The organism is Cellulomonas rhizosphaerae, from assembly GCF_003470205.1.
In the GTDB taxonomy this organism is placed as follows: domain Bacteria; phylum Actinomycetota; class Actinomycetes; order Actinomycetales; family Cellulomonadaceae; genus Cellulomonas; species Cellulomonas rhizosphaerae.
The window spans coordinates 1-15,935 of the sequence record NZ_QWKP01000144.1 but is presented as its reverse complement, the minus strand read 5'-3'; the positions used below and the strand labels follow the sequence as shown (position 1 = coordinate 15,935).

Sequence of the window (15,935 nt, the reverse complement as noted above, 5' to 3'; positions counted from 1 at the left end):
GCTGGACCACGGTGGTCAGCACGTCGGCACCCAGCCACGGCAGGTCGATGCCGTCGAACCCGGCGACCGAGACGTCCTGCGGCACGCGCAGCCCGAGCTCGCGCGCGGCGAGCACGACGCCCGAGGCGATCAGGTCGGACTGGCACACCACGGCCGTCGGCCGGTCGTCGCCCGAGAGCAGGGCCAGGCCCGCGGTGGCGCCGTGCTCGACGAGCGAGGCGGGGGTCTGCCAGACGGCGACCGGCGTGACGCCCGCGTCGGTCATGCCTGCGAGGCGGCGGCGGGTGATCTCCCACACCTGCGCGGCGAGCTCGTCGGGGCCGACGAAGCCCTCGAGGCGCTGCCGGTTCAGGGGCAGGGTCACGCACGCGATGCGGGTGTGGCCGAGCTCGAGGAGGTGCTCGGTGACCATCCGGATGCCGGCGCGGTCGTCGATGCCCACGGCGCCGACGCCGGGCAGGAGCTGGCCCTCGACGAGCACGGTCGGGATGTTGCGCCGACGAAGCGCGGACAGCACGGGCTCGTCCTCGCCGCCGCCCCACATCACGACCGCGACGTCCATCGCCGCGGACTCCAGGAGCGGGTCGACCGCGGGGGAGTCGGGGTCGTTGCTCGACGGGATGAGCAGGACGCCCAGGTCCAGGGGCCCGAGGGTCCCGACGAGGCCGTCCAGCACCTGCGTCGAGACGGGGTCGCGGAACGCGCGGCGCAGCGCGTCGCCGATGACCACGCCGACGATGCCCGAGCGCCCGCTGCGCAGCTGGCGGCCGAGCGGGTTCGGGCCGGCGTAGCCGAGCTGCGCGGCGGCCTCGTGCACGCGCTCGCGGGTCGCTGCGGCGATCGGCCCGGCGCCCGAGAAGGCGAGCGAGGCCGTGGACACCGAGACGTTCGCCGCGGCGGCGACGTCCGCGAGGGTCGGGCGGTGGGGGGACAGCTGGCACCTCCGGATGGTGACCGCGGCATCGGGGCTGAGAGACGCTGGTCGCGCGCGACAAAGGTGTTTGACGCAGCGGTCAGCGTACCCGCAGAATGATGCCGCCCCTCAAATCGATTCGACAAGCCTGACGATCTCGGATCGAATCGATTCGATCTCCACATCCTCCGAACCGGAGCACTTCCGTGAACCACCCCGCCCCGACAGGGCGTACCCCGCTGCACCCCGACCTCGCACGCGCCCGCTGGCTCCTCATGGGCCTGTTCGCGCTCACCGGCATCACCTTCTCCAGCTGGCTCGCCCGCATCCCCACGGTCCGCGACGCCCTCGGGCTGTCCACCGCGGAGCTGGGCGGCATCCTGCTGATCGGCTCGGTCGGCGCGCTGCTCACGGTCACCGCGTCGGGCATGGTCGTGCAGCGGTTCGGCAGCCGCCGCGCGATCGTCGCCTCGACCGCGGTCCTGGCCGTCGGCTACGTCCTCATGGGACTCGGCCCGACGACGGGCTCGGTCGCCCTCCTCGCGGTTGGCATCTTCCTCAACGGCGTCGCGGTCGCGCTCGGCAACGTGCCGATCAACGTCGAGTCCGCCCGCATCGAGCGCGCGATGGGCCGCACGGTCATCCCGCAGTTCCACGCGGCGTTCTCGATCGGCGCGGTCACCGGCTCCGCGATCGGCGCGGCGGCCTCGCACCTCGACGTGCCCGTCGCGGCGCAGTTCACGGTCGTCGCGATCGTCGCCGTCGTGTGGCGGCTCGCGTCGCTGCGCGGCGTGATCCTGCCGTACGCGCCCGACGAGATGCCCCGCGCCCGCGTCGCCCCCGCGGCGCCCGGCTCCGCCCCGAAGGGCGTCCGCCGCATCGCCTCGGCCCTCGACTCCTGGCGCGAGCCCCGCACGCTGCTCATCGGGGTCGTCGTCATGGCCGCCGCGCTGTCCGAGGGCTCCGCGAACGACTGGCTCTCGCTCGCCGTCGTCGACGGCTTCGACCGCACCGAGGCCGTCGGCGGCATCGTGCTCGGCCTGTTCGTCGCGTCGATGACCGTCGTCCGGCTGCTCGGCACGCGGCTCCTCGACCGGCTCGGCCGAGTCGTCGTGCTGCGCGCGTCGGGCGTCGTCTCGATCGTCGGCCTCCTGCTGTTCGGCCTCGCCCCGAGCTTCGAGCTGGCCGGGATCGGCGTCGCGCTGTGGGGCTTCGGCGCCGCCCTGGCGGTCCCGGTCGGCATCGCCGCGGCGTCGGACGACCCGCTGCGCGCGGCCGGCCGCGTCGCCGTCGTCTCCTCGTTCGCGTCCGTGGCCTCGATCGCGGCGCCGCCGCTGCTCGGGATCGCGGCCGAGTCGATCGGTGCCCGGCACGCCCTCAGCCTCATCGCCATCGCGATGGTCGCCTCGGTGCTGCTGGCCCGGCAGGTCGCGCCGCAGCGCACGACCCCCGCACCCCACCCCGCGCACGGTGCGCTCGACGAGGAGCTCGAGGCCCTCGTCACCACGAGCCGACCCACCGTCGCGGCACGTGCGGCCGCGACACAATGACCACACCCCCGAAGGACGATCGATGACGACCGGCACCGGAGTGACCATGACCAAGCAGCGCACCGCCCAGGCCGCGTCCGTCGCGGTGTTCGCGGTGTTCTTCCTCAACGGCTTCAACTTCGCGACGTGGGCCTCGCGCCTGCCCGCGGTGCGTGACGGCCTGGAGTTCTCCGAGTCGCAGATGGGGCTGCTGCTGCTGGTCATCGCGGTCGGCTCGCTCGTCGCGCTGCCGCTGGCCGGAATGGTCGTCGAGCGGCTCGGCGCCGCGCGCACCGTGACCGTCTTCGCGCTGCTCAACGCCCTCGGCCTGATCCTCGCGTCGACCGGCGTCGGCGTGGACGTCGTGCCCGTGACGGTCGTCGGCCTCGTCGTCTTCGGCGTGGGCACCGGCGTGTGGGACGCGGCGATGAACCTCGAGGGCGCCGCGGTCGAGCAGAAGCTGGGCACCACGGTCATGCCGCGCTACCACGCGGGCTTCTCGTTCGGCACGTTCGCGGCGGCCGGTGTCGCCGTCGTCGCGGCAGGCCTGGAGATCCCCGTCTGGATCCACCTGCCGGTCGCGGTCGTCGTCACCTCGATCTGCGTGCTCGTCGCCGTCCGCTCGTTCCTGCCGTCGGCCGACGAGCACGCGGTCGCGCCCTCGCCCGGCACCGAGCCCGCGGCGTCCGCCCCCCGCGGCGCCCGTGGCGCGCTCGCCGCCTGGATCGAGCCGCGCACGCTGCTCATCGGCCTCGTCGTGCTTGCCGCGGCCCTCACCGAGGGGTCGGCCAACGACTGGGTCAGCCTCGCGGTCGTCGACGGCTGGGACGCGCAGGACGCGCTCGGTGCCGTCGCGTTCGCCGTGTTCGTCGGCACGATGACCACGGCGCGCTGGTTCGGCACGTGGATGCTCGACCGCTACGGGCGCGTGCTCGTGCTGCGCCTGTGCGGCGTGCTGGCCCTCGTCGGCCTCCTGATCTTCGGCCTGGCCGCGCCGCTGTGGCTCGCGATGATCGGCGTCGTCCTGTGGGGTGCGGGTGCTGCCCTGGGCTTCCCGGTCGGCATGAGCGCCGCGTCCGACGACCCGGCGCGTGCCGCCGCGCGCGTGAGCGTCGTCTCGACGATCGGGTACAGCGCATTCCTCGCCGGCCCGCCGCTGCTCGGCCTGCTCGCGCACCACGTGGGCTACCGGCACGCGCTGCTGGCGGTCGCGATCCCAACCATCCTCGGGCTGCTCGTCACGGGTGCCGCGGCACCGCTGCGCAAGGTCCCCGCGTCCGCCGCGGACTAACCTGGCCGGGTGACCGACGTGACGACCGCCCCCGCTCTGGCCGACCTCACCACCCTGAAGGTGGGCGGCCCTGCGGCGCAGTACGTGACGACGACGACCGAGGCCGACCTCATCGACGCGGTGCGCACCGCGGACGACGAGGGCCGCCCGCTGCTCGTCGTCGGCGGCGGCTCGAACCTGCTCGTGGCCGACGCGGGCTTCGACGGCGTCGTCGTGCGCGACCTGCGCACAGGGATCGACGTGCCCGACCACTCCGCGTGCGCCGGCGTCACCTACCAGGTGCCTGCCGGCACCCCGTGGGACGAGGTCGTCGACGAGGCCACGAGCCACCGGCTCTACGGGATCGAGGCGCTCTCCGGCATCCCCGGCTCGACGGGCGCGACGCCCGTGCAGAACGTCGGCGCGTACGGCCAGGACGTCGCCCAGACCATCGCGACGGTCCGCGTCTGGGACCGCTCGCGCGGCAAGGTGCGCACCCTGCCGTACGTCGACCTGCAGTTCGGCTACCGCACCTCGCTGCTCAAGCGCTCGATGAGGGCCTCGGCCGACGACGAGCGCGCGCCGTGGCACCCGACGCCGCGGTACGTGGTCCTCGACGTGACCTTCCAGCTGCGCCAGGGCACGCTCTCGGCCGCGATCACCTACCCCGAGCTCGCGCGCACGCTCGGCGTCGAGGTGGGCGAGCGAGCGCCGCTGCTCGAGGTCCGCGCGGCCGTGCTCGCACTGCGCGCCGGCAAGGGCATGGTGCTCGACCCCGCCGACCCGGACACCACGAGCGCGGGCTCGTTCTTCACCAACCCGATCCTCACGCCCGACGAGGCCGCGACGCTGCCCGCCGACGCCCCGCGCTTCCCGGCCGCGGACGGCGCGGTCAAGACGAGTGCCGGCTGGCTCATCGAGCACGCCGGCTTCGCGCGCGGCTACGGCGCCCCCGGGCCGGCGGCCGTCTCGAGCAAGCACACGCTCGCCCTGACGAACCGCGGCGGCGCGACGGCTGCCGACCTGGTGGCTCTCGCCCGCGAGGTGCGCGACGGGGTGCGCACGGTCTTCGGCATCACGCTCGAGGCCGAGCCCGTGCTGGTGGGCGTCTCGCTGTAGCGACTAGCTCGCCAGCCAGGCGTCGACGCCGGTCAGCAGGCGCGCCTTCGAGCCGTCCGACGCGCGGCTCGCACGGATCGACGAGCGGGCCAGGTCCGCGATCTCCGGGTCGGTGAACCCCAGCACGTCCCGGGCGATCGCGTACTGCGCCACGAGTCGCGAGCGGAACAGCAGCGGGTCGTCGGCCCCGAGGGCGACCTGCGCGCCGGCGTCGACGAGAGCCCGCAGCGGGACCTCGTCGGGCGATCCGTAGACCCCGAGCGAGACGTTCGACGCCGGGCAGACCTCGAGCGCGATGCCCGCGGCGGCCACCCGGTCCAGCACGCGGGGGTCCTCGGCCGACCGGACGCCGTGCCCCAGCCGGTCGGGGGTGAGGTTGTCGACCACGGCCTCGACGTGCGCCGGGCCCAGCAGCTCCCCGCCGTGCGGCACGGACGCGAGGCCCGCCCGCCGCGCGATCGCGAAGGCTCCCGCGAACTCGGCGGTGTCGCCGCGGCGCTCGTCGTTCGAGAGCCCGAACCCGACCACCTGCCCTGGGCCGTCCCCGGCGTGCAGGGCGGCGAGCCGGGCCAGCGTGCGGGCCTCGAGCGGGTGGCGCATGCGCGACGCCGCGACGATCACGCCAACCTCGATGCCAGCGGCGGCTCCGGCCTCGCGCGCTGCGTCCAGCACGATCTCCAGCGCGGGCGTGATGCCGCCGACGAACGGCGCGTAGGACGTCGGGTCGACCTGGATCTCGAGCCGGCCCGAGCCCTCCGCGGCGTCGTCGAGCGCGGCCTCGGCCACGATCCGACGCATGTCCGCCTCGCCGCGCACGCACGCCCGCGCCGCGTCGTAGAGGCGCTGGAACCGGAACCAGCCGCGCTCGTCGGCGGGCACGTGCAGGGGGTCGTCGTCGAGGAGCTGGGACGGCAGCCGCACGCCGTGCCGCGTCGCCAGGTCCGCGAGGGTCGAGACCCGCATGGAACCGGTGAAGTGCAGGTGCAGGTGCGCTTTGGGGAGTTTCTCCAGGTCACGCACCCGGCCAGTGTGCCAGTTCCACCCGGGAGATCACCCGGACGGCAGACTCGGTGGCGCACAGTCGGGTCATAGCCTGGCCGCGCCGGCCCGCGACCGCACCGGCAGGGGGCGCGCAGAAGGCTGGACCATGGACGACGCGACGATCGCCGCACACCCGCAGGCGCCAGCCGCCGCCCTCGCGCGGATCGTGTCCCAGCGTCCGGACCTGCGTCCGGTGGTCGCCGCCAACCCCGCGGCCCAGCCCGCGCTGCTCGAGTGGCTCGCGGCGCTGCGGGACCCGGCCGTCGACGCGGCGCTCGCCTCGCGGTCCGCGTCCGCGCAGCAGGTGGCGCCGCCGGCGCCGGTGAGCTGGGCGCCCGAGCCGACGACGCTGACCTCTGGTTGGGCGCCGCAGGCCGCTCCCGGCCGGACCGCGTTCGCGCAGGCGGCCTACACCCGGCCCGACCCGGCGGTGCAGGACATCTCCTACCAGGGAGAGCCGCCGCGCTCGCGACGCGGCCTGTGGATCGGGCTGGTCGCCACCGCGGTGGTCCTCGTCGGGGGCGGGGCGCTGGCCGCCTACCTCATGGTCTTCAGCAAGCTGGACGGCGCGCCCACGCCCGAGGCCGCGGTCACGCAGCTCATCGAGGGCGTCGCGCACAAGGACGGCATCGCGGTCTACGGCGCGATCTCGCCCTCGGAGATCGAGGGCCTCTCGCCCGTGCTGAGCGCCCAGACGGGCACGCCCGACGACGAGGAGACCCGCAAGAAGCTCCTCACGGTCCTCGACGCGCTCGACGTCGACCTCGCCGGGCTCGACGTCGAGGTCGAGCCGATCGGCGAGGGTCTCGCGAAGGTCTCGGTCGTCGCGGGCACGCTGTCCGTGGACGGGGACGCGAAGGAGATCGTCGACGCGCTCGCGGACGTCTACGAGCCCGCGATGGGCGGGCTCGAGAGCCTGACGCCGGGTGGCACCGCCGAGATGTGGGACCAGGCCACGGTCGAGCTCGACAAGGCGCTGCCCTGGTCGGTCGACGCGAAGGACCTCGCGTGGGACGTGAGGGGCGGCGCGCAGCGGCCGTTCCTCGTCGCGGTCGAGGAGGGCGGCTCGTGGTACGTCAGCCCGCTCATGACCTTGGGGGAGCTCGTCAACGTGGAGACCGGCGGCGAACGCGGCGCGATGCCGGACCGCTCGTCGCAGACCGGCGCGGCCACCGCCGAGGCGGCCGGCACGCAGTTCGCGACGGCCACCGCCGCGCTGTTCGGCGGCGACACCGGCCCCATGGTCGCGGCGCTGCCGCCCGCCGAGGCCCGGTTCTTCTCGGTCTACGTCCAGGCGTGGCTCGACGACACCGACGGCCACACCGGCAACCCGACGGTCGACGAGGCGAGCTTCGTGCCCACGCCGATCGACGACGACCGCACGCGGCTCGCGATCGGCCGCGTCGCGCTCGGCGGCGAGTACCCGGCGGTCTTCGAGGGTGTCTGCGTGACCGACAAGACCTCGGGCCAGAAGGTGTGTGCTGACTCCTCGCCCCTGGGCGAGCAGCTCGGGTTCGACGAGCTCGGCCTGGTCGCCGTGCACGCCGACCGCGGCTGGAACGTCTCGCTCCTGGCCACGTTCGCGGACTGGTCGAGCATCGTCGGCTCGCACCTCAAGGAGCTGCAGGACTCCGGCGAGCTCGCGGACGGCACCTGGCTGCGGGACCTCGTCCTGGGCAGCGGGTTCGGCGACTACCCGTCCCCGAACGAGTTCGGCGAGCGCGACCGCGGCGAGGTGGGCGACGAGTCGGACGCCTTCGACATGGGTGGCTACACGTTCGACGACGAGGGCAACCTGCTCAACCCGAACGGTGTGGTCATCGAGCAGTGGTCGGTCGACGAGAAGGGCAACCTCGTGGATGTCGACGGCAACGTGCTGTGGGCTCAGCCCAGCACGTCCGACTACTGAGCCTCGCCGAGCAGCTTCTGGATCCGGCCGACGCCCTCGACGAGGTCGTCGTCGGACAGCGCGTACGACAGCCGCAGGTATCCGCTGGGTCCGAATGCCTCACCGGGCACCACCGCCACCTCGGCCTCCTCGAGGATCAGCGACGCCAGGTCGGCCGACGAGGCCACCGTGGTGCCGCGGATCGTCCGGCCCAGCAGACCCTCGACCGAGGGGTAGGCGTAGAAGGCGCCCTGCGGCGCGGGGATCTCGACGCCGTCGATCGCGCCGAGCATCTCGACCATCGTGCGGCGTCGGCGGTCGAACGCCGTGCGCATCTCCTCGACGGCCGCCAGGTCGCCGCTCAGCGCCGTGATCGCGGCGCGCTGCGAGACGTTGGCGACGTTCGACGTGAGGTGGCTCTGCAGGTTGGTCGCGGCCTTGATGACGTCCGACGGGCCGATCATCCAGCCCACGCGCCAGCCCGTCATCGCGTACGTCTTGGCGACGCCGTTGAGCACGATGGTGGTGTCCGCGAGCTCGGGCACGACGCGGACGATCGGCGTGAACACCGCGTGGTCGTAGGTCAGGTGCTCGTAGATCTCGTCGGTGATGACCCAGATGCCGTGCTCGAGCGCCCAGCGGCCGATCTCGGCCGTCTGCTCGGGGGAGTACACGGCGCCGGTCGGGTTGGACGGCGAGTTGAACAGCAGCGCCTTCGTCTGCGGGGTGCGAGCGGACTCGAGCTGCTCGACCGTGACGAGGTAGCCCTGGTCGACGCCCGCGAAGACCTCGACCGGCACCGCGCCCGCCAGGCGGATGGCCTCGGGGTAGGTGGTCCAGTAGGGCGCCGGCAGCAGGACCTCGTCGCCCGGGTCCAGCACCGCGGCGAACGCCTGGAACACGGCCTGCTTGCCGCCGTTGGTCACGAGCACCGAGGACGGCGCGACCTCGTAGCCGGAGTCGCGCAGCGTCTTGGTGGCGATGGCCTCGCGCAGCGCGGGCAGCCCCGCGGCCGGCGTGTACCGGTGGTTGGCCGGGTCCTTCGCGGCCGCGACCGCGGAGTCGACGATGTACGACGGCGTCGGGAAGTCGGGCTCGCCGGCGCCGAAGCCGATCACCGGGCGACCGGCGGCCTTGAGGGCCTTGGCCTTGGCGTCGACGGCGAGCGTCGCCGACTCGGCGATCGCTGCCAGACGGGCGGAGACACGGGGACGGGAGGTCGGCTCGCTCACGGCCCCCATAGTGGCAGAGGTCACGCCGACTGCGCCCGGCCTTTCGTCCCTCGGGCACGGATCGACGGGCGGTTCGACCCACCGCCTCACGTCGCGTACAGTGATCCGTCGGCGGTTGACGCACGCCATGATGCTCCGCGCCCTGCGAAGGGTGTCCGGAGGGTCGTGACGGGAAGATCCGCCGTAGGGCAGTGGCGCAATTGGTAGCGCAGCGGTCTCCAAAACCGCAGGTTGCAGGTTCGAGTCCTGTCTGCCCTGCGCACGCGGTCCGTCCGGGTTCTCCCGGCGGGACATGCGAGCAGGACCGCCGGACGGTCCGGCGCGACGCGTCGGCCGTCCGTCACGTCGGTACCCGCACGGGGGCCGACCACGACGAGACGTAGGGGCCAGACGTGAGCGAAACAGCAGCCTCCGCTGCGCCGGGCGCCGACGCGCCGCGCACGCCTGACTCGGCGGCGAAGTCGTCGAAGGACACCCGCAAGGGCCTGTTCGCACGCATCGCGCTGTTCTGGCGTCAGGTGGTCTCCGAGCTCAAGAAGGTCGTGCGCCCCACGCGCTCGGAGCTCGTGACCTACACGTCGGTCGTCCTGGTGTTCGTGGCCGTGGTCATGGCCTTCGTCACCGTGGTGGACATCGGCATCGGCAAGCTGACCTTGTGGATGTTCGGCTGACCCGCCTGATCCCCACTCGTCACGCCCGCGGGCTCGCCCGCCACCAACGTTTGTAGAAAGCAGGTTCGCACGTGTCGCAGGAGTCGCAGGAGCCCACGCCGGCCACCGCCGAGCTCGAGGACGCCCTGGCGTCGGTCGAGGCCGTCGAGGTGCCCGCGGGCGACGTCGACGCGCCCGCTGTCGATGGCGAGCCGGAGCAGGACGACGCAGCCGAGTCCGACGTCGTCGAGGCCGAGGCCGACGACGAGACGCCGGCCGAGGACGAGCCCGACGTCGACGAGGATCCCGTCGCCGCGTTCAAGGCGCAGCTGAAGAGCCAGTTCGGCGACTGGTACGTCATCCACTCCTACGCGGGGTACGAGAACCGCGTGAAGGCGAACCTCGAGAACCGCACGCAGAGCCTCAACATGGAGGACTTCATCTACCAGGTGGAGGTCCCCATGGAGGAGGTCGTGGAGATCAAGAACGCGCAGCGCAAGGTCGTGCGCCGCGTCCGGATCCCCGGCTACGTCCTCGTGCGCATGGACCTGACCGACGAGTCCTGGGGCGCCGTCCGGCACACGCCGGGCGTCACCGGCTTCGTCGGCCACACGCACCAGCCCGTCCCGCTGACGCTCGACGAGGTCTTCTCGATGCTGGCCCCGACGCTCGAGGTCAAGGCCCCGGCCGGCACCACGGGTGGCGCCAAGGCCGCCCCGAAGATCCAGGTCGACTTCACGGTGGGCGAGTCCGTCACCGTCACCGACGGCCCCTTCGACACGCTCCCGGCGACGATCTCCGAGATCAACGCCGAGAGCCAGAAGCTCAAGGTGCTCGTCTCCATCTTCGGCCGGGAGACCCCGGTCGAGCTCTCCTTCAGCCAGGTCGCCAAGATCTGACCGAGCCGCCCCTCGTGCGGGGCGGTCCTGCAACCGGGTCATCGCCCACGGCGTCGGCCCACCACACGAAAAGGAACACAGCATGCCCCCGAAGAAGAAGGTCACCGGCCTCATCAAGCTCCAGATCAAGGCCGGCGCCGCCACCCCCGCGCCGCCGATCGGTCCGGCGCTGGGTCAGCACGGCGTCAACATCATGGAGTTCTGCAAGGCCTACAACGCGGCGACCGAGGCCCAGCGCGGCAACGTCATCCCCGTCGAGATCACGGTCTACGAGGACCGCACGTTCACCTTCATCACGAAGACGCCGCCGGCCGCCGAGCTCATCAAGAAGGCCGCCGGTGTGGCCAAGGGCTCGCCGACCCCGCACACGGTCAAGGTCGCCACGCTGACCAAGGACCAGGTGCGCGAGATCGCGACCACCAAGCTCGAGGACCTCAACGCCAACGACCTGGACGCAGCGGAGAAGATCATCGCTGGGACCGCCCGCTCCATGGGCATCAAGGTCGAGGGCTGACCCTCACCCCCCTGCGGACCGTCGGTCCGCACGCAGTAACCGGAATCAGTGGCAGGGCCCGTGCGGCCCGAGAAGACCACGACTGCTGAACAGGAGAACAAGCAGATGGCCAAGCACAGCAAGGCGTACCGCGCCGCCGTCGAGAAGATCGACGCCGAGAAGATCTACGCGCCCCTCGAGGCCGTCCGACTGGCCCAGGCCACGTCGACGACCAAGTACGACGCGACCGTCGAGGTGGCCTTCCGCCTCGGTGTCGACCCGCGCAAGGCGGACCAGATGGTCCGCGGCACGGTCAACCTGCCCCACGGCACGGGCAAGACCGCCCGCGTCATCGTGTTCGCCACGGGCGAGCGCGCCGAGCAGGCCCGCGCGGCCGGCGCCGACGAGGTCGGTGGCGACGAGCTCATCGACAAGGTCGCCAAGGGCTACACGGACTTCGACTCCGCCGTCGCCACGCCTGACCTCATGGGCAAGGTCGGTCGACTGGGCAAGGTCCTGGGCCCGCGTGGTCTCATGCCGAACCCGAAGACCGGCACGGTGACCATGGACGTCGCCAAGGCTGTCGCCGACATCAAGGGCGGCAAGATCGAGTTCCGCGTGGACCGTCACGCGAACCTGCACTTCATCATCGGCAAGACGTCGTTCTCCGACGTCGCGCTGGTGGAGAACTACGCCGCGGCGCTCGACGAGATCCTGCGTCTGAAGCCGTCGTCCTCGAAGGGTCGCTACATCGCCAAGGCGACGATCTCGACCACGAACGGCCCCGGCATCGCGCTGGACCAGAACAAGACGCGCAACCTCACCTCTGAGGACGACGCGGCCTGACGCTGCTCGCACCGTACGACGAAGGCCCGATCCCCCCTGCGGATCGGGCCTTCGTCGTTGCTCGGTCCGGTCGCGTCGCCCGATCCCCCCTGCGGATCGGGACTACGCGAGCGGCGAGCCGGCCAGCGCCGTGCGCGGTACTGCTCCCGCGCGGGACTGGCCGGACCGAGCGCCGGTCGCCACGCCCAGCAGGGCCAGCGGCCGGCTCCACAGCCCGGACAACCAGGCCAGGGCCTCGTCGTCCGGCACGGACAGGACGGCGAGCTGAGCCGTCCACTCCACCGCGGTCGTCAGCGTCCTGGCCACGGCCAGGTGCCGCGACGGCAGCGCGTCGCCGCCGTGCGCCCGGTACCGGCTGACGAACGTCGCCGCGGGGTCGATGCCCCACCGCGGGTCGAGCGCCGGCCCGAGCGCCACCGCGAGCCAGTCAGCCACGGTCGCGACGTCCCACCGCGGGTCGCCGAGAACCCCCCTGCACGGCGACCCGTCGGGGGAGTCCAGGTACGCGCGCACGAAGCCGTGCTCGCGCTCGACGACGACCACGTCGCCGTTCGGGTCGCCGTGCGTGTTCTGCACCGCCGACCATCCGGCACGGGTCCGGTCGACCGCCTGGGCGATGCCCGGGTGTGCGCGGACCGCCCAGACCGGTCCCGCTTCGGGGGCGATCTCGTCGAGCCACGCGGGCAGTCCGTCGTCGAGCACCCACGGCAGGACCGGGGGAGCATCGCTGATCGGCACACGGACGCGGTGGAGGTCGACGAGCGCACTCGCCCACGCCCCGAGCAGAGCCGCGAGGTCCGACCGGAGCCGGGCCGTCGGGCCGTGCTCGTGCATGCGCTCGACGACGTCCTCGAGCTCGCGCACGAGCGGGCGGCGAATGCTCGCTGTGCTCGGGCTGCTCGGGACGACGTGGAGCGCTGCCTGGCGCTGCACGTGTCGCTCGTCGGCGGTCATGGTCTCGTTGCTCTCTCGGGTGCTCGTCATCGTCCGGTGGTCATCGGCCGCGGGTGACCGCGGCGATGTAGCCGGCCCAGAACGCCTCGCGGATCCGCAGGGTCGCGGCCAGTCGGGCCCGGCCCTGCGGCGATGAGGCCGCGGCGCGGAGCGCCTCGGTGAACGGTTCGGTGAAGGGCTCGGTGAAGGGCTCCGTGAACGGTTCAGTGAACGGGTCTGCGCCGAGGGCCTCGGTAAAGGGCTCCGTGAAGGGCTCGGTGAACGGTTCGGTGAACGGCTCCGTGAAGGGCTCGGTGAACGGCTCCGTGAACGGGTCGCTGGTCACGGCCTCGGTGAACGGCTCAGTGAACGGCTCAGTGAAGGGCTCAGTGAAGGGCTCAGTGAAGGGCTCAGTGAAGGGTTCTGTGAACGGCTCCGTGAACGGGTCGCTGGTCACGGCCTCGGTGAACGGCTCAGTGAACGGGTCGCTGGTCACGGCCTCGGTGAACGGCTCAGTGAACGGCTCAGTGAACGGCTCAGTGAATGGCTCAGTGAACGGCTCGGTGAACGGCTCGGTGAACGGCTCGGTGAACGGCTGAGCGTGCGCCGAGACCCCGGGACGCGCCCCGTTCGCGGCCGACGACGCCTGCGAGGCAGGTCGCGCACCGGCAGCGGGCCGCGCAGCGGGCCCGGAAGCGTGGCTCGTCTGCCGAGGCCCGCCCGCGTCCCACGCCTGCGCGGCCCGCCGAGCGGCCGGCCGAGCAGAAGGTCGTCGCCGGCGTGCGCCGTAGGCGGCCGAGATCGGCGGCAGCAGCGCGCCCCACCCCCCGAGCGCGGGGGCGCGGCGTGCCTGCGCCGAGCTTGCCCGCGTCGTGGCGATCGCCCGCGCGCGCTGCACGCTGAGGATGTCGATGCCGAGCGTGTCGAGCACGACGCCGATGGGGCTCGCGACAGCGAAGCTGCCGTCGTCCTCGCCCGCCCAGAGCAGCGCGACCACGCGGCCCTGCTCGTCGACCACGGCCGAGCCGGAGTCGCCACCCGCGGAGAACGAGCCGCCGTCGGCGACCGGCTCGATGCGCACCTGCTCGCGTAGCGTGCGCCAGCCGATCCCGGGGCCGAAGTCGACGGACGTCGTGTAGTCGGTGGAGGTGACCGTGCCCGTGCGCAGCCCGGTCGTCCGGCCGGCCTTGCGGACGGTGATCCCCTCGGTCGCGGTCGTCGACCCGGTGACGGGGCCGATCCCGACGATGCCGGGCAGCCACGGGGCGCCGGGGGCGAGCGCGACGACCGCCGCGTCGATCCGGTCGGTGAGCGTGCCGCGCACGAGCGCGCCGATGCGGTCCCGGTGGGGGTCGCCACCGTCCGCGAGCGCGGGCTGGATCCAGGTGCTGCCGAGGTCCTCGAGGCCGTCACCCGCAGCGACGTGCCAGTTGGTCAGGCCGAAGGTGCGACCCGTGTGTCGCTCGACGACGAGCACGCCGAGCGTGCCGTTGACGGTGCGCCGCTGGGCGATGCCGTCGACCGGGATCGTCACGACGTCGGCCGGACCGAAGCTCAGGCCACCGGCGAGCGGGCGGGTGCGGCGCCGCGTCGTGGGCGCCTCGTCGGTCTCGTCGGGCGCGTGCTCCTGGACCGAGAGCGCCGAGACGCGGTGCTCGACCACGTCGGTCGGGATGCCGGCGAAGCTCGTCGGGATGCGGTCGGCGTCGTCGAGCTCGTCGTCCCCCCGCTTGGCGGTGACGTGCACGACGATCGCCTGTCGGCCGGTCGGTGCGCCGCCTGACCACTTCTCGCCGATGTCGACGCCGATGACGCCGGGTCGGGCCAGCAGCGCGTCCTCCACGCTGCGCTTGGTCGGACGGATCTGGTCGCGCGTGAGGTCCGCGCTCTCCTGCTCACTCATCTCGGGCGTCTCCTGGTGGATCGGGCTCGAACGGGTATCGGACGACGCATCTCAGCGCTGCCGTGGCATCCGGTCAAGAGCGGGCCGATACGGCCCAGATACACGCGAACGGGTGAATGTGGGGACCGATGTATCTGGGCGCCGGATGCCGTACTCCTTCCCGGCGTCCGGAGCAGGCGAGCGTCGGCCGGCGGCCACCGTGAGGTGCGTCGTCGACGGTCCTTGTCCGGTATGTGAGGGCCGCCCTACTCTGCAGGGGGCGGCCGCCCGACGAGCCTGCTGTGAGGGGTCCATGATGAGTGACGACCTGGTGGAGCCGGTGGACACCGCGCTCCGCAACCAGGGGGAGGGGCTCGCCGACCAGGCAGCCCGAGCAGTGCTCGCCTACCGCGAGGGTGAGCGTGCCCCGCTCGCCGCCCTCGTCCACGTCATGACGCCGCTCCTGTGGCACACCGTGCGGGCCCAGGGCGCGGACAAGGAGCAGGCGGAGGACATCGTCCAGAACGTCTGGCTCACGCTCGTGCGGGACATCGACCAGATCCGCGACCCGCGCGCGACGCTGCAGTGGATGCTCGTCACCGCCAAGCGGTCGGCGTGGCGCACGGTGCGCCGCAGCCGCGACGAGCAGGTCCGTCAGACGAACGACGAGCACGCGACCGACTGGCTCACGACCCCTGCCGAGGACCGCCCGGACAGCGTCGCCGTCCGGACCGAGCGCGACGAGGCGCTGTGGGGGCACGTCAGCGCGCTGCCCGACCGTTGCCGCAAGCTGCTCGGCCTGGTCGCGATGGTCGAGCGACCCGACTACGCCGTCGTCTCCCAGGCGCTCGGCATGCCCGTCGGCAGCATCGGCCCGACCCGCGGTCGCTGCCTCGCCAAGCTTCGCGCCTCACTCACCGCCGACCCCACCTGGAGCCTGTCATGAGCCACGACGACGCGACCCTCGCACTGCTGGCGGCCGGCACGCTCGACGAGACGGACCGGGTCATCTTCGAGGACCTGGCCCGGATGGTCGAGCTCGCCGACCCCGTACCCGCCGGCCTGGTCGACCGCATCGGCATGGCCCTGACGATCGAGGCCCTGCACGCCGAGGTCGCCGAGCTGCGTCTGGTCGGTGAGCCCGCGCTCGCGGTCCGGGCCGACGAGACGAGCATCGAGGCCGGCACGATCACGTTCACCACCGACGTGCTCACCGTCATGATCTCCGTCCGACCGGAGG

The 15,935-nt window shown here is 72.8% G+C and carries 14 protein-coding genes, 1 tRNA gene and 1 pseudogene; 11 read left to right on the top strand and 5 right to left on the bottom strand.

Annotation, left to right across the window (positions count from 1 at the left end; all coding sequences use genetic code 11):
* The coding region (locus D1825_RS04875) for a LacI family DNA-binding transcriptional regulator (RefSeq protein ID WP_118766332.1) at positions 1-934 on the bottom strand (934 nt) is incomplete at its 3' end.
* A 185-nt stretch (positions 935-1,119) separates the two neighbouring features.
* Between D1825_RS04875 and D1825_RS04870 the strand changes: the two genes are divergently transcribed.
* Genes D1825_RS04870 through D1825_RS04860 form a run of 3 tightly spaced genes read left to right on the top strand, consistent with a single transcriptional unit; the run spans position 1,120 to position 4,831 of the window.
* Positions 1,120-2,463, top strand: coding sequence for an MFS transporter (locus D1825_RS04870; protein ID WP_233549640.1), 1,344 nt, complete (start codon positions 1,120-1,122; stop codon positions 2,461-2,463).
* A 22-nt stretch (positions 2,464-2,485) separates the two neighbouring features.
* Positions 2,486-3,733 (top strand): MFS transporter, encoded by a 1,248-nt coding sequence (locus D1825_RS04865; protein WP_118766330.1) that lies wholly within the window; start codon positions 2,486-2,488, stop codon positions 3,731-3,733.
* A 9-nt stretch (positions 3,734-3,742) separates the two neighbouring features.
* Entirely contained in the window at positions 3,743-4,831 is a 1,089-nt protein-coding gene (locus tag D1825_RS04860) for a UDP-N-acetylmuramate dehydrogenase (protein WP_118766329.1), read from the top strand.
* A gap of 3 nt (positions 4,832-4,834) precedes the next feature.
* Here the strand turns inward: D1825_RS04860 and D1825_RS04855 are convergent, their stop codons facing one another.
* Positions 4,835-5,851 carry an adenosine deaminase gene (locus D1825_RS04855; protein ID WP_118766328.1) on the bottom strand — a complete coding sequence of 339 codons (1,017 nt, stop codon included), beginning with the start codon at positions 5,849-5,851 and terminating at the stop codon, positions 4,835-4,837.
* 127 nt (positions 5,852-5,978) lie between these two features.
* Between D1825_RS04855 and D1825_RS04850 the strand changes: the two genes are divergently transcribed.
* Positions 5,979-7,781 carry a variant leucine-rich repeat-containing protein gene (locus tag D1825_RS04850; RefSeq protein WP_118766327.1) on the top strand — a complete coding sequence of 601 codons (1,803 nt, stop codon included), beginning with the start codon at positions 5,979-5,981 and terminating at the stop codon, positions 7,779-7,781.
* Here D1825_RS04850 and D1825_RS04845 read toward each other — a convergent pair.
* Positions 7,775-9,001: a pyridoxal phosphate-dependent aminotransferase gene (locus tag D1825_RS04845; protein ID WP_118766326.1), complete on the bottom strand. Its 1,227-nt coding sequence runs from the start codon at positions 8,999-9,001 to the stop codon at positions 7,775-7,777. The genes D1825_RS04850 and D1825_RS04845 overlap by 7 nt on opposite strands.
* A gap of 176 nt (positions 9,002-9,177) precedes the next feature.
* Here D1825_RS04845 and D1825_RS04840 point away from each other — a divergent pair.
* The 5 genes from D1825_RS04840 (at position 9,178) to rplA (ending at position 11,880) form a co-directional block, all read left to right on the top strand.
* Positions 9,178-9,250, top strand: a tRNA-Trp gene (locus tag D1825_RS04840).
* A 134-nt stretch (positions 9,251-9,384) separates the two neighbouring features.
* Positions 9,385-9,663: a preprotein translocase subunit SecE gene (gene secE, locus D1825_RS04835; RefSeq protein WP_118766325.1), complete on the top strand. Its 279-nt coding sequence runs from the start codon at positions 9,385-9,387 to the stop codon at positions 9,661-9,663.
* A 71-nt stretch (positions 9,664-9,734) separates the two neighbouring features.
* Entirely contained in the window at positions 9,735-10,541 is an 807-nt protein-coding gene (nusG, locus tag D1825_RS04830) for a transcription termination/antitermination protein NusG (protein ID WP_118766324.1), read from the top strand.
* 82 nt (positions 10,542-10,623) lie between these two features.
* Positions 10,624-11,055, top strand: a complete 432-nt coding sequence (gene rplK / locus D1825_RS04825) for a 50S ribosomal protein L11 (protein ID WP_118766323.1) — start codon at positions 10,624-10,626, stop codon at positions 11,053-11,055.
* Positions 11,056-11,160: 105 nt separating this feature from the next.
* Positions 11,161-11,880: a 50S ribosomal protein L1 gene (gene rplA, locus D1825_RS04820; protein ID WP_118766322.1), complete on the top strand. Its 720-nt coding sequence runs from the start codon at positions 11,161-11,163 to the stop codon at positions 11,878-11,880.
* A 102-nt stretch (positions 11,881-11,982) separates the two neighbouring features.
* Here rplA and D1825_RS04815 read toward each other — a convergent pair whose 3' ends face one another.
* Both D1825_RS04815 and D1825_RS04810 read right to left on the bottom strand, forming a co-directional pair.
* A complete protein-coding gene (locus D1825_RS04815; protein ID WP_118766321.1) occupies positions 11,983-12,864 on the bottom strand; it encodes a serine/threonine-protein kinase in 882 nt (293 codons plus the stop codon).
* Positions 12,865-12,874: 10 nt separating this feature from the next.
* Positions 12,875-14,716, bottom strand: coding sequence for a peptidase S32 (locus D1825_RS04810; RefSeq protein ID WP_118766320.1), 1,842 nt, complete (start codon positions 14,714-14,716; stop codon positions 12,875-12,877).
* A gap of 295 nt (positions 14,717-15,011) precedes the next feature.
* Between D1825_RS04810 and D1825_RS04805 the strand changes: the two genes are divergently transcribed.
* Positions 15,012-15,641 carry an RNA polymerase sigma factor gene (locus D1825_RS04805; protein WP_233549639.1) on the top strand — a complete coding sequence of 210 codons (630 nt, stop codon included), beginning with the start codon at positions 15,012-15,014 and terminating at the stop codon, positions 15,639-15,641.
* Positions 15,638-15,935, top strand: a pseudogene (locus D1825_RS04800) (carboxypeptidase regulatory-like domain-containing protein); the annotation flags it as partial. The gene D1825_RS04805 and the pseudogene D1825_RS04800, both read left to right, overlap by 4 nt.

Bases quoted from the DNA above. Each gene is read 5' to 3' on its own strand.
- D1825_RS04865 (WP_118766330.1), top strand. From the start codon at position 2,486: ATGACGACCGGCACCGGAGTGACCATGACCAAGCAGCGCACCGCCCAG.
- D1825_RS04850 (WP_118766327.1), top strand. From the start codon at position 5,979: ATGGACGACGCGACGATCGCCGCACACCCGCAGGCGCCAGCCGCCGCC.
- D1825_RS04845 (WP_118766326.1), bottom strand. From the start codon at position 9,001: ATGGGGGCCGTGAGCGAGCCGACCTCCCGTCCCCGTGTCTCCGCCCGT.
- rplK (WP_118766323.1), top strand. From the start codon at position 10,624: ATGCCCCCGAAGAAGAAGGTCACCGGCCTCATCAAGCTCCAGATCAAG.
- rplA (WP_118766322.1), top strand. From the start codon at position 11,161: ATGGCCAAGCACAGCAAGGCGTACCGCGCCGCCGTCGAGAAGATCGAC.
- D1825_RS04815 (WP_118766321.1), bottom strand. From the start codon at position 12,864: ATGACGAGCACCCGAGAGAGCAACGAGACCATGACCGCCGACGAGCGA.
- D1825_RS04810 (WP_118766320.1), bottom strand. From the start codon at position 14,716: ATGAGTGAGCAGGAGAGCGCGGACCTCACGCGCGACCAGATCCGTCCG.
- D1825_RS04805 (WP_233549639.1), top strand. From the start codon at position 15,012: ATGAGTGACGACCTGGTGGAGCCGGTGGACACCGCGCTCCGCAACCAG.